At 52.6% G+C, this 13,642-nt stretch carries 8 protein-coding genes, 1 tRNA gene and 2 rRNA genes; 4 read left to right on the top strand and 7 right to left on the bottom strand.

Annotated features, from left to right (window positions below):
• Positions 1–211 precede the first annotated feature (211 nt).
• The 3 genes from MTP38_RS13390 to MTP38_RS13380 all read left to right on the top strand — a co-directional run bounded on the left by MTP38_RS13390 (position 212) and on the right by MTP38_RS13380 (position 3,403).
• Positions 212–3,046: ribosomal RNA gene (locus MTP38_RS13390) — 23S ribosomal RNA — on the top strand.
• A gap of 125 nt (positions 3,047–3,171) precedes the next feature.
• Positions 3,172–3,288: ribosomal RNA gene (rrf, locus tag MTP38_RS13385) — 5S ribosomal RNA — on the top strand.
• 39 nt (positions 3,289–3,327) lie between these two features.
• A tRNA-Lys gene (locus tag MTP38_RS13380) sits at positions 3,328–3,403 on the top strand.
• Between the two features lie 162 nt (positions 3,404–3,565).
• Here MTP38_RS13380 and MTP38_RS13375 read toward each other — a convergent pair.
• From MTP38_RS13375 to MTP38_RS13355, 5 genes are all read right to left on the bottom strand, one after another.
• Positions 3,566–4,954 (bottom strand): site-specific integrase, encoded by a 1,389-nt coding sequence (locus MTP38_RS13375; RefSeq protein ID WP_097839213.1) that lies wholly within the window; start codon positions 4,952–4,954, stop codon positions 3,566–3,568.
• Between the two features lie 16 nt (positions 4,955–4,970).
• Entirely contained in the window at positions 4,971–5,285 is a 315-nt protein-coding gene (locus tag MTP38_RS13370; RefSeq protein WP_055192342.1) for a helix-turn-helix domain-containing protein, read from the bottom strand.
• Between the two features lie 42 nt (positions 5,286–5,327).
• Entirely contained in the window at positions 5,328–6,593 is a 1,266-nt protein-coding gene (locus MTP38_RS13365; RefSeq protein ID WP_249233833.1) for a plasmid recombination protein, read from the bottom strand.
• Positions 6,594–6,969: 376 nt separating this feature from the next.
• Positions 6,970–8,286 (bottom strand): DNA primase family protein, encoded by a 1,317-nt coding sequence (locus tag MTP38_RS13360; RefSeq protein WP_249233832.1) that lies wholly within the window; start codon positions 8,284–8,286, stop codon positions 6,970–6,972.
• Positions 8,287–8,359: 73 nt separating this feature from the next.
• Positions 8,360–8,962 (bottom strand): CHC2 zinc finger domain-containing protein, encoded by a 603-nt coding sequence (locus MTP38_RS13355; RefSeq protein ID WP_242968041.1) that lies wholly within the window; start codon positions 8,960–8,962, stop codon positions 8,360–8,362.
• Between the two features lie 446 nt (positions 8,963–9,408).
• On the opposite strand from MTP38_RS13355, the gene MTP38_RS13350 reads away from it, so the two are divergent.
• Positions 9,409–10,224 (top strand): helix-turn-helix domain-containing protein, encoded by an 816-nt coding sequence (locus MTP38_RS13350; protein WP_249233831.1) that lies wholly within the window; start codon positions 9,409–9,411, stop codon positions 10,222–10,224.
• A gap of 290 nt (positions 10,225–10,514) precedes the next feature.
• Here MTP38_RS13350 and MTP38_RS13345 read toward each other — a convergent pair whose 3' ends face one another.
• Together MTP38_RS13345 and MTP38_RS13340 are read right to left on the bottom strand one after the other, a co-directional pair.
• Positions 10,515–12,128 carry an ABC transporter ATP-binding protein gene (locus MTP38_RS13345; protein ID WP_015565741.1) on the bottom strand — a complete coding sequence of 538 codons (1,614 nt, stop codon included), beginning with the start codon at positions 12,126–12,128 and terminating at the stop codon, positions 10,515–10,517.
• Between the two features lie 129 nt (positions 12,129–12,257).
• Positions 12,258–13,508 carry a radical SAM protein gene (locus MTP38_RS13340; RefSeq protein WP_055191843.1) on the bottom strand — a complete coding sequence of 417 codons (1,251 nt, stop codon included), beginning with the start codon at positions 13,506–13,508 and terminating at the stop codon, positions 12,258–12,260.
• Positions 13,509–13,642 lie beyond the last annotated feature (134 nt).

Genomic DNA, 13,642 nt, shown 5'->3' with positions numbered 1-13,642 from the left:
ACAAGTTGATTAGATATTGTTCGATTTTGAGGGCCCTGAAAAGGGAACTCAAAGACGTACCTTGAAAACTGAATAATAACTGCGAAACAAAGATTATAGTAAGTTCTTTTTAAGAAATATTACAATTTCAAAAGGAAGGGTAACAATAATCTTCGTTGGCAAGAGAGAATCAAGAGGATACAAGCCATTCTCGAGAGAGAATAGTTTGAATGGTCAAGCGAACAAGGGCGCAGGGCGAATGCCTTGGCACTGGGAGCCGATGAAAGACGTGATAAGCTGCGATAAGCTTCGGGGAGCTGCAAATAAGCATTGATCCGGAGATTTCTGAATGAGGAAACTCACTTGAGTTCATACTCAAGTACGCTGCACTGAAATTTAAAATAGGTGCATCGGGGGAACCGCCTGAACTGAAACATCTAAGTAGGGCGAGGAAGAGACATCAAACGAGATTCCGTAAGTAGTGGCGAGCGAACGCGGAAGAGGGCAAACCGGGAGTAGAAATACTTCCGGGGTACGGACTGCTTTTAGGACTCAATCTGTTAACCGAACGGCATGGGAAGGCCGGTCAGAGAGTGTGAGAACCACGTAGGTGAAAACGGAGAGAGCTGCGCAGATTCCAGAGTACGGCCAGACACGTGAAACCTGGTCGGAAGATGGGGGGACCACCCTCCAACCCTAAATACTACCCAGTGACCGATAGCGTATAGTACTGTGAAGGAAAGGTGAAAAGCACCCCGGGAGGGGAGTGAAAAAGAACCTGAAACCCTGTGCCTACAAGCACCTAGAGCGCGTCAATGTGTGATAGGGTACTTTTTGTAGAACGGTCCGGCGAGCGATTGTATGCAGCAAGGTTAAGGACTTAAGGTCTGGAGCCGAAGCGAAAGCGAGTTTGAAAAGGGCGTTAAGTTGCATATAATGGGCCCGAAACCGGGTGACCTACCCATGGTCAGGTTGAAGTGGAAGTAAAATTCCATGGAGGACCGAACCGACCTCCGTTGAAAAGGCGGCGGATGAACTGTGGGTAGCGGAGAAATTCCAATCGAACCCGGAGATAGCTGGTTCTCCCCGAAATAGTTTTAGGACTAGCCTCAAGTTAGATACCTGGAGGTAAAGCACTGAATAGCCTAGCGGCCGAGAGGTTAGCGAAGCTTATCAAACTCAGAATGCCAGAGTATTGATGCTTGGGAGTCAGACAGTGTCAGATAAATGTCATTGTCAAAAGGGAAACAGCCCAGATCTACAGCTAAGGTCCCAAAGTCAGGTTAAGTGGAAAACGATGTGAAGATACGCAGACAACCAGGATGTTGGCTCAGAAGCAGCCACTCATTCAAAGAGTGCGTAATAGCTCACTGGTCGAGCGTCTTTGCGCGGAGAATTTAACGGGGCTAAACCTGACACCGAAGCTTAGGCAATCCAGTAATGGATTGGGTAGGGGAGCGTTGTATACGCGGAGAAACAGTAGCGTAAGCGGCTGTGGAGTGTATAGAAGTGAGAATGCCGGAATGAGTAGCGCGAATGCAGTGAGAATCTGCATGGCCGAAAGCCTCAGGTTTTTGGAGGAAGGTTCGTCCGCTCCAAGTTAGTCGGGAGCTAAGGTGAGGCCGGAAGGCGTAGCCGATGCACAGACGGTAGAGATTCCGTCACCACCAAAAGAGTTAAGCACAGGGACACATTTGAAGTCTCAGAGCCGGGTGTTGGTTCCGGTAGAGATCGAGGGAAGTTAGTACCGAAGTCTGGGATGGAAGATGGCGAGAAAAGCTGTGTGTATTTCTGAGGTGCCCGTACCGCAAACCGACACAGGTAGGTAGGAAGAAGATTCTAAGGCCAACGGGAGAAGGGTTGTTAAGGAACTCGGCAAATTGACCCCGTAACTTCGGGAGAAGGGGTGCTCCAGAGATGGAGCCGCAGAGAATCGGCCCAAGCAACTGTTTACCAAAAACACAGGTTTGTGCTAAATCGAAAGATGACGTATACGAGCTGACGCCTGCCCGGTGCTGGAAGGTTAAGAGGAGATGTGCAAGCATTGAATCGAAGCCCCAGTGAACGGCGGCCGTAACTATAACGGTCCTAAGGTAGCGAAATTCCTTGTCAGGTAAGTTCTGACCCGCATGAAAGGCGTAATGATTTGGGCACTGTCTCAACAGCCCGCCCGGCGAAATTGTAGTACCGGTGAAGATGCCGGTTACCCGCGACAAGACGGAAAGACCCCATGGAGCTTTACTGTAGCCTAATATTGGGTTTCGATGTTGCATGCACAGGATAGATGGGACACAGGGAAACAGGAGCTTTGGCTTCTGCGGAGTGGCCGTTGGGATACCATCCTTGCGATATTGGAATTCTAACCTGCGGCTCTGAATCGAGTCGGGGGACATTGTTAGGTGGGCAGTTTGACTGGGGCGGTCGCCTCCTAAAAAGTAACGGAGGCGTTCAAAGGTTCGCTCAGCTTGAACGGAAATCAAGCAAAAGAGTGCAAACGCAGAAGCGAGCCTAACTGCGAGACTGACGGGTCGAGCAGTAACGAAAGTTGGAGTTAGTGATCCGGTGGTATGTGAGTGGAAATGCCATCGCTCAACGGATAAAAGTTACCCTGGGGATAACAGGCTGATCTCCCCCAAGAGTCCACATCGACGGGGAGGTTTGGCACCTCGATGTCGGCTCATCGCATCCTGGGGCTGTATTCGGTCCCAAGGGTTTGGCTGTTCGCCAATTAAAGCGGTACGCGAGCTGGGTTCAGAACGTCGTGAGACAGTTCGGTCCCTATCTGTCGTGGGCGCAGGATATTTGATGGGAGCTGTCCCTAGTACGAGAGGACCGGGACGGACGTACCTCTGGCGCACCAGTTGTTCCGCCAGGAGCATAGCTGGGCAACTACGTACGGATCGGATAAACGCTGAAAGCATCTAAGCGTGAAGCCGACCCAAAGATAAGATATCCCATTGTTTTAAACAAGTAAGACTCCTTGAAGACTACAAGGTCGATAGGCACGATGTGTAAGTGGAGCGATCCATTCAGCAAGCGTGTACTAATAGGTCGAGGGCTTGACCACAATTCGCTTGAGACTCTTAGAGTCAACGAAAAAATGTAAGCAGTGATTATTCAGTTTTGAAGGCACGTCCTTCTAGAAATACTAGACAAAGTAAGTCAGAAATGATATACTTAGCTAGTCATATGGTCGGTGACGATGACGGTGAGGTTCCACCTGTTCCCATTCCGAACACAGCAGTTAAGCTCACTCGTGCCCAAGATAGTTAGCTGGAAACGGCTTGTGAAAATAGGTAGTCGCCGACTCATAGTTGTCAGGATGAAGAAACCGCATCTTGACAATATGCACCTCTAGCTCAGTTGGTAGAGCAACTGACTCTTAATCAGTGGGCCCAGGGTTCGAGTCCCTGGAGGTGCACCAAATTTTGAACGTCAAATCGTAAGATTTGGCGTTCTTTTTTGTTATGTAACCCCGAAAAATCGGGGTCTGCACGGTCAATGCACGATTTTTGCACGGTCGGCTTTTTCGTAGGAATCCTCTGCATAGGCTGGAATTGCTTTGAAATGCGTGGTAAATTTTGCATCAGGTCAGCAGTGCCAGACGGAGCTGCGCCTTTACTTCGGGGTCTGCATTCTTCAGCAATTCCAAGAGAGCCGTCATGGAGATGGTGGGTTCGCCTGCGGCGGGTACAGCCTGCGGGCTGGGGCTTTCCTGTTTAGCATAGAACCCTTCCTCGAACTTCCTGCCCAGTTCTACACGAGAGGACTGCTGGATATGGGCATAGGTGTTCACCAGCATATCTGCCGTAGCGTGTCCTGTGGTGCCTTGAACGGCCTTCACATCGCCGCCGGAGATCATCAGCTGATAGGTCGCACTGGAATGCCGCAGACCGTGGAACACAATACGAGGGAACTCCGGGTGTGCATCCTGCCATTTGAGGAACTTTTTGCGAATCAGCACAGGCTCCACAGCCAGACCGTTGGGCAGACGGAACAGCATTCCGCTGTCATGGTAGCGTGCCGGATCTTTCATCTCGTCTGCCGCCAGCTGATTCAGCCACTTCTTCAGTTCCTCTTTCAGAGCAGAGGTCATGAAGATGGTACGGCAGGAGGACGCCGTTTTGGTGCTTTTCAGGATGAGAGAAGTGGTGCTGCGTTCCAGCTTGTCCGGGAATACCTTGATGATGCAGCCGTCGTCTACCTGATTCAGGGCTTCTTTACGCACTCGCTGCATGGATTTGTTGATACGGAATGTTCCGATGCCGTCCGCAGCGTCAAAGTCAATATCCTCTGGGGTCAGACCTACGATCTCGCCCTCTCGCAGTGCGCCCACCAGTGTGAGGTGGACTGCCAGATGCAGGATAGGGTCATCCATGCTGTCCAGAGCCGCCCGCATTTCCTCTACCGTCCAGATGGAGCGCTCCTGCGTGGACTTCTTGGGGCTGTCCACGGGAACAGGACTCTTAATCAGGATTCCCCACTCCACGGCATACTGGAACGCTGTTCCCAGCAGCCGGTGCACCTCATGGATAGTCGTGCCGGAAAGAAACCGCTGTTTCTGCTTTTCGGTCAGTTCTTGCTTCTTTCCCTCGATATACGAACCGCAGGGCGTTTTGCTCAGGGTCGTATAGAGGTTTTCCATGTGGTAGGGCTTGAGTTTCTGCATCTCCATGCTGCCGATATAGGGGATAATAAGGTTCTGAATGGTGGAAAGGTTGGATTCGTAGGTTTTGGGTGCCCACTTGTGTTTGCTGCACTGCTTGGGCAGCCAATCCATGAGGAACTCTGCTACCGTCACAGAGGACGGAATCAGGAAAGTACCAGCCGCCAGTTCATGCTCGATTTGCTTTTTTCGGTTTGTTGCCTCCTCTTTTGTGGGAAAACTCTCCCATTTGTCGCAGCTCTTGCCGTGCTCATCTTCATAAGTGTATCGGACGCTGTAAGAGTTGCCGCGCTTCGTAATATATGCCATACTGTTTGCCTCCTTATCAAGCTGCCCGGTAGAGCCACGCATCGAAACTGTCTTTCGGTACACGGATGCTTCCGCCTACCCGCAGGACACGGAATTCGGTGGTGCTGTTGCACAGGTTGTAAGCAGAGCGCAGGCTGATGGCCAGCATTCGTGCGATCTCTTCCACCGTGTACACCAGCTTCGTGGTTGCTGGGCTGTCAGTCGGAGACTTGACGGCATTGGTTTGAGTGACCACCTCCATTGTAGTGAGATTCGAGTCCTTTTGCAAGAACTTATTCGTATAATCGGAAGATTGCACAGGGACGGTCATAGAATTACGGTCAAAATCCATAAGCATTGCTCCTTATATTGTCATATCATCTAAAAATTCAGCTTAAAGTTCTACATCCTGCCCACGCTTGCGGTTTCGCTGTGGCACATTCATGGTGCGCTCCTGCTTGGGAGCAAGAATCTTTTCCAGAAAACCGCGCACCAGTTCAGGAGCACGGTGGAGCGCATCCAGATAGGGCTTTACATCGTACCACAGGTCGTGGTACTTGTTGCTCCAATGAATGGCTTCCTTCTTGGCGGTGGAAAGTTCTTCTTTCAGGCGGCGGTTCTCTACGTCCATCATATAGCCGTGGTCAGCCTGTTTTTTCAGTTTGGAAAATTCTTCTTCGGTCAGCGAGTAGTTGCCGAGGAAGGTGCGCTTGCCGATATAATCCAGATCACGCGCATGAATGAGGGCTTCTTTCGTGAGTGTGGCCTTTTTCTGCACAGCGGCAAGTTCCTTCTCCTTTTTGGAGAGGGTCTGACTGGTTTTAGCAAGCGACTGTGCTTGTTCGTCGGCTTGTGCAGTCAGGCTGTCCAGACGCTCCTGCTCCCGCTGGACTTTGAACTGGGTGACGGTCAGGTGTTCTTCGGTGCTGCCGCGCTCGCCGCGCTCTACATCGGTGTACCCGGCATTGTGCATATAGTTGAAGAAATCGTCTTGCAGGATGCTGTACGACTTCTTCAGGACTGGTTTGCCGTTCTTTTGCAGGACGGGCTCTCCAGCATCGTCCAGCAGGGGCTTGGATGCCCACTTCTTGCTCCGGCTGACCTGCATGACGGTCTCCTTGACGGTGCCGACCAGTGCCTTGTCCTTGCAGCGTTTCGACCACAGGATCTGCTTTTCCACCACAGGTACATAGACCACATGGAGGTGGTAGTGGTAAACTTCGCGGCCTAGTGCTTCGGTCATGGCGCGGTTGATTTCATCGGCGTGCATGACAGCCGAGAGAATATACTGCTCACCGCCCACGATTTGAACGGCTGCTTTGTAGGCATCCTCATAGAACTGCTTGGCGAACTCATAGCCGCCGTGATTGTCAAAGTAGGCAGAGTTGACATCAAAGACAAGTTCACAGTAGTGGATAGCATCCGGCTTCAAGCCGCGCGTGGAGATGGTTCCGGCGGCTTCCAGTTGGGCGAATAGGTCGGTGTAGCTGGCAGTTGGCTTTTTGAAGTGGACGTTCCATGCAGTGCGCTGGGGGATAATGTCGGGGTTCCGATAGCTGTCCTTTTCACGCTCATTGTGCTGCTGGGTGTTGCCAACGGCCTTGTCCGAAACGGCGAGATTCCGGACACTGGTGCGGTCAACGCCATCGTTTCTTGCCAAAGGGCATCCCTCCTTTCAAGGTTCATCGAAAGGTGACGGGGAACGAAGATGCACTTCTTCGGAAGTGTAATAACCCACTATAACACTTTCATCCCTATGGGCTGCAAAGTGTAGTGGGCTCTTCGAGGACTCTCCGAGGGGGAACGCCTCCTGCGGGAGAGCTACAATCAAGTTCGCACAATGCGAACTTGATTGCTCCGTACGCATCTGAAAAAATTGCGTACGGACTTCAAATAACCTGTACGGTTCGTACGACGTACGGAAATGCGAAATATAAACGATAACACGTTTTAAAACGCTTCAACTCGCCGTACAGATGCGTACAAGTACAGACCGTACAGGTTGTACGAACTTCTTCCGTGAAAAAATACACTTTTTACGGGCAGGGGTGGACAAGCGGCTCGATGCCTACAAAACCCCGCACCCTGCGGCCACCGGGCAGGTAGATGTTGTTGGTGGCTTCAAGGTTATAGCGGCGGTCGTTCTGTCGCAGTTCCGCGCTGAAACGGATGGCAGATACGCTGTGGTAGGCGTTGTCCTCGCACCACTGCTTATAAATGTCGTAGAACTCCTTGGAGCTGATGGAGTAGTCCGCCTTGAAGCGGAAATAGCCCTCGGACTCCATGAAGTCGATGACATTGTTGCTGCTGCGCTTGATGGTGTCCACGTTGGCCGCGGCTCGTTTGCTGACCGTGAAGCGGAAATCGTTCTGCACCAGCCGGTGCAGCCCTTCCAGACACCAGAGCAGGATGCCTTCCAACTCGGCGCACATCTTCTCCACAAGGAAGGGGTCATCTGTGCGGTCAGCAGGCTTGTTCTTGGTGGTCAGGATGAGCTGGCGGCGAAAGAAACCGTCCGAATGGTCGTACAGTGAGGTCAGCGCACCGTTGCCGAAGCAGAGGAACCGGGCATAAATGTCCCGCTGGTAGCTCTGGACACCTTTGCGCTCCAAGTCCAGCTTGGCTTCGGCGGTCACGATGGTCTTAATATAATTCGTCTTGGGCAGGGCGTTCATGTCCATATCATCGTCGATCATCAGCAGGCGGCGTTCCAGATCGGCACGGGCAAAGCGGTTGTTCTCCACTTTCTGGACGCTGCCGTTGCTGGCGGCATCCCCCATGAGCCGTTTCAGCACCAGCCCGATGCGGGACTTGCCTTCGCCTCCCTTGCCGACAATGAGCATCATCTTCTGCCCCTTGGTGCTGGGGATCAGGCAGTAGCCCAGATATTCCTGCAAGGTGGGGATGTCGGCATCGTCCAGCAGCTCGTGCAGAAAGGTCAGCCAGCGGTCAGGGGTGGCGGCTTTGGGGTCATACCTCACAGGCAGGCGGTTCTGGCAGAACAGGCGGCTCTCCTGAAAAGAGCCGTCCGGCAGATGGTACACGCCGTTCTGGAGGTGGATGCAGTCCTGCTCGATGGGGAACGGGTCGGAAAAAGCCAGCAGCTTGATGGTCTCCAGAATGTTGGTGACTTTTTTGGACAAGCTGGAGGTGACATATTCCTCGATGTTCTCCAAGATGCGCTGCTTGATCTCGCTTTCGTCCTCTACCGGGCCGTCCAGCGTGTACAGCGTACCGTTGACGCATTTCAGCGGCCATTGTTCCAGAAAGGCACGGCCAAACTGGACTTCATCGATCTTCTTACCGTTGTACCAGTCCGGCCATAAAGGGTTGCGGGAAATGTTTTTCTTCATGTGGTGGTTCTCCTTTAGGAAAGTGAAGTGGTAGGTCTCACCGTGAGACCCACCACTTCAGGTGAATCAATCGTCAGGCGCACTTTGCCAGAGCAAGGCGGTCGGTGCGCTCCTCCAGCATCAGCAGGTACGACCCGGACAGCAGCTGTGCGGCGGCAGCGGCTTTCTGCTGGGGTGTCCCAAATGCAACGCAGTCCGTCAGGTGCTCGACGGTCTCGGTCATGTGGAGAGCTTCCACGAACCGCTCGTCCAGCGGCTCCTCCGGGGTGGTGGGCTTGTAGCGCTCTCGCCAGTCGTGCAGCAGGTCGAGATAATCGGTCAGCACCCGCAGGCAGTAGGCGATGTCTGCCCACTGCTCGTCTGTCAGGCCACGCTTGGGCGGCGGCAGAGCGATGGCATTGGCGGGCGGCTTGTCCGGGTCAAGCCCGAAGTCACTTGCGAGCTTCTCGGCGGCTTGCCGGGGGTTCAGGTCGAACAGTTTGGCGGTGAGGTCGATGGCATCTCCGTTGGCCCCACAGCCAAAACAGTAATAATAGGTGTCGTTCAGCTTCATGCTGGGGTCGCTGTCAGAATGGAACGGACAGCACACCATGCCATGGCGGTCGGGCTTCATGCCGTACATCTCTCCCACCTGCCGAACGGTGATGGCGGACTTGATCTTTTGATATAAACTCAAAATTTCTCCTTTGGTCAAAGGTTTTGGCACGGATCGTTTTGATCCCTGCCACGTTCAAAGTCACCGGGGTCCCCCAAATGGGAACTTCGGTGAAGCCGGTCTCCCTTGCTGCCTCCCGACAGGAAATCTTTTTGGACTCTGTGTCGGCCCTATGCAGGGCGCTCGCTCCCCCGATGGGAGGTCTTGGCGGTCTGGGCAGTTCGGACGGTCATTCTGTTGTCAAGGTTCGGTTATATGATTCGGGAGGGCTTTTACGGGAAGCCCTTAATATGTTCGCTGCTGGGGAGTGATATGTTTTCCTTCTGTCTATAGGATAGCACCTCCATGGCTGCTGTGCCGTATATCCATAATGTCGGAAAACAGGTGCAGAAACTGCAAAATTCCACGCTTATGGACAGGAACCGCCGGAAGTGGTATACTGTGCAAAAAACATCGGAGGTGCGACCATGAACATCAAGCTGACACTGGGAGAACGGCTCAAAGACCTGCGTGTGGAGCGGAGTCTGAAGCTGGAAACGCTGGCAGAGCAGACGGGTCTGTCCAAATCGGCATTGTCGAAATACGAGAGTGACGATGTGACCGACCTCAGCATTTATGCGGTGACAACGCTGGCTGAGTTCTATGGCGTGACCACGGACTACCTGTTGGGCGTGACGGAAAACAAAAAACGCCCAGATGCAGTCCTTTCGGACTTGCATCTGAGCGATGGCGCAGTGGACGTATTAAGGAATGGGAATTTCAATCATCGGCTGCTGTGTGAACTTTTGGAACATCCCGATTTTTCCCGGTGGATGACCGACCTTGAGATCTGTGTGGACGGTCTGGTCAGTGACCGCATCCGGGATATGAATGCCATGGTGGAAGCCACCCGGCAGGAACTGGAAAAGCGATACCATGCCGATGCAGAGGACCTGACCATGCGGACGCTGAAGGCGGCGCAGATCAACGAGGACGAATATTTCGGGCAGATCCTCTATGATGAGCTGGCGGCGATCCTGAAGCAGATCAAAGCGGCACATGGGACCGATAAGACCACGTCGGACGGCGCAGCGGTCGAGCAAGCGAGGAAGCAGCTTGAAAATGCACAGAAGTTTGAAGGTTCTCCGTTGGAAAAGAAGATGAATGTCCTGATGGGACAGATCGGCATCGACTATTCCAAGCTGACAAAAGAAGAACAGATGACCCTGCTGCGGGTGTTCAACAAATCCTCCATGCTGAAGCACCGCACAAAGGCAGGGATGCGGGGCAAGCACAGACGCTGATCATTTGCCCTGCGCCTTATAGGGAAAACGCTGCTGCGGCAGGACGGGAGAACGTACACCATTGGTTCCTCTGCAAGCCTGCGCTGGGTGGGCAGAAACCATTAGCTGCCATCCCCATCCGCGCATCCTTCTGCCGCAGAATAGGTGCTTGCCGGAGCTGCTCGCAGTCCCTTTTCCGCATCAGCCGGAACCAAGGTGTAACACACTAGACTTTGCAAACAAAGTCGTGTGTCACGAAACCCCGGCACGGTTTCTTTGGATTCTTCCGGCTATTGCGTTGCTTCCCGGTTTCAGACAATAGAAGATGCGGGCGTCAACTCGTACACATGATCGAACTGGGCTTTACGTTCGTCGCTCAGGTGATGGCTAATCAGGATCAGGGTCAGGTCAGGGTTGGACAGCAGGCTCTTCTCCACGATGTCGGCGTTCTTCTGGTCCAGGGCGCTGGTGCCCTCATCCACCAGCAGGATGCTGCGGTTATGGATCAGAGCACGGGCGATGGCCACGCGCTGCTTCTGGCCGCCCGAGAGGGCGTTGCCTTCCTCGCCCACCGGCGTATCCAGACCCTTGGGCATATTGGCAAGGTCGCCTGCCAGGGCGCTGTCACGCAGTGCCTTTTCCATCTGCTCGTCGGTAAAGTGCTCACCCAGGGTAATGTTCTCACGGATGGTGGTATTGAACAGGAACACATTCTGTTCGATGTAGCTCATTTTCTGCTGGAGCTGCTCGGGCGTGTAATCCCGCACGTCTCTCTCGTCATAAAGGACCTTGCCCTGGTAGCCGGGCAGCCAGCCCAGAAGAATCTTCAGCAGGGTGCTCTTGCCGCAGCCGGAGGGACCGGTGAGGGCGTATTTGCCGCCTTTCTTGAATTCCGCGTTCATGTGGACCAGGATCGGCTTCTTTTCATCGTAGCCGAAAGAGACATCCTTGACCGTAATGCCTTCCTGCAGGGTAGGCAGACCGAAATCAGGAAGCTGCGCCTCGCCGGCATGGATGGTAATCTTATCGAAATAGGGCTTGCTGGCCGAGAAGGACACTGCAAGTTTGGACACCTGGTTCAGTCCATTATACACGCCGGCGCAGATGGTACCGGTGCCCATAAAGGTGGCCAGAGGAATCATATCATTGAGGATCAGGACACCCAGCAGGATGACAACGGCCACTTGGCAGACGGCGCTGACATAGGCCAGACCACAGCCGATGCCGTCCTTGTTGATGGTCAGTTTGTACTTGGCCTGCTCCATGCTGTCGCTGGCTGCATCGACTCCGCTGGTAAACCGTTCATCCTTGCCAAAGAAGCGAAGCACATCGTAACCTGCCAGCAGATCCTTGATTTTACTGACGCTGTCAGCCTGGCTGGCGGCACAGGCTGTGCCAACGGTTCCCAACCGTTTGCTGAACAGACGAGGAACGAAGATCATAACCAATGCGATGACCAGAGAAATCACCAGAAGCAGCCAATGAATGGATGCCAGTGCAACGATGCCGAACACCACCTGTGCCGCAGAACCCATGATGGTGAAAAACGGAGTCCAGGCCATCTGCTCAATCTGGTTCACGTCGTTGGTAAACTGGGAGAGGTACTCGCCGCTCTCCTGCTTATGATACTCCTGATGGGTCTTGTGCAACAGGCCCGCTGCCATATCCCGGCGCAGAGCGTTGTTCATCCGGCGCACGGCCCGGCCCTGGAAGAAGGTCTCTGCAATCAGGCAAAGGACCACGGCCAGCCAGGTCAGCAGAAGAAGAATGATCCGAATGGTGAAAGCCCGCAGATCACCGTCCAGCAGTCCCTGGGTGATCTGAATCTGTACCAGACTGGTGCAGACCTGCAAACCATAGGCAACAACCATACAGATGGAGGCCGCTGTAACAGTGGGCCAGCACTTTTTGAGATAATACTTCATGATTTCCACCTCTTCTGTGATCGTTCCATCTGTCTCTATGAACAGTGGATTGTGTGCTTTGCTCTTTCTGATTCAAATTGTAGCACACAGGATGAGGAATAAACATATCGTTTTGCGTTAGTTAACTGATTACACACATTCTGATTTTCTATAGAGGCAAACTGTCTTTCCATCAATAATTTCAGACTTTTTGCACTGCATATTCATGCAGCGCAAAACATTCCGGCAGCTACGACACTCGGGCTTCAGATCAGAAAAGCTCCACCGGCAGTTAACCTCCGGGTCGATCACAATACCTTTTTCGGGATCAACCCAACCTAACTGGTTTTGCGGGTGGTCAAGCGCCACAGTGCATTTGCCAATTTTTCCATTGGCCCGGAATACCATGCTATGTGGATAGGAAGCGTAGCACACCTGTGCAAGGGCTCCGTTTCTGTGGTTATGACACGACATCCCGATCTTATCCAGATATGCAACATGTTTTGCTACCAACACATCTTTTGTATCCTGATGAAGGATGGATAGACTGTGGACGCCTTCACCACCCCAGTCACCAACAGCACGAACAAGTACGGCGAAGCGTTTGTCATGCCCAAACAGACGGTACAGATAATCATACCAACTGTAGTCCTCATCGTCGGCCAGAATATTGTGGCGCAGCGTGATATGAAAGGAATACTCTGCCGGCGGCAACTTGGAAAGAGAGGCCAGATTGTTAATGATGGTCTGCAGGGTTCCTTTGCCGGATACATGGGGCCGAGTCTTGTCGTGATTCCAACCATCAATTGTAATTTGATAGCTGGTGATCCCTGCCTGATAGAACTGCCGAAATAGCTTGTCATTCAGCAGATAACCATTGGTGGTCATATTGGCAGCATAGTGAAAGCCATACTGTTTCTGCAGATTTTGCACAATGTTGGACACTTCCAGCACAGTGTCTTTGCAAAGAGTAGGTTCACCTCCAAACCATGCAAGTATGACCTGTTTATAGCGCGGCGCTTGTGCAGTTATATACTCCTCAATTCGGTCCAGTGTGTCACGAGTCATACTGACCGCATGGTGATCTTCATAGCAATATGGGCAGCGGAAATTGCAGCCTTCCGTCGGCATCAATGTTACCATGAAGATATTATCCAGCAAAGATCTCACCTGGTGCAGCGCATGGTCCAGTTCTTCCTCGGTTACCAGAAGCTCTTGCTCATGCAGATAGCGTGTCAACGGCGTATTCAGTTCCGCACAGCCGCCGCAACGGGTGAGATTGATGAACTCCTTCTGCAGGCCATGATCGGTCAGCCGGACGGTATTGCGATACAATTCTGATGTAATATAAATAGCATCTTCTTCCGTGCGATAGGTCACATAGCTGGGTACTGTATACATATTAGCTCCTCTTTATCTATATAAAAATCCTGATTACAGGATAATTGTTCGAAATAAGGGGCCCGGAACAATCCGAACCCCTTATTAAAGTGGTAATTAACCCTGTTAGCAGAAGATATTAATGTCGATATTGC

Origin of the sequence: Faecalibacterium sp. I3-3-89 (assembly GCF_023347275.1) — a bacterium.
In the GTDB taxonomy this organism is placed as follows: Bacteria; Bacillota; Clostridia; order Oscillospirales; family Ruminococcaceae; genus Faecalibacterium; species Faecalibacterium butyricigenerans.
Note: the sequence above shows the minus strand (reverse complement) of the source record. Positions and strands in the feature narration are given on the sequence as shown.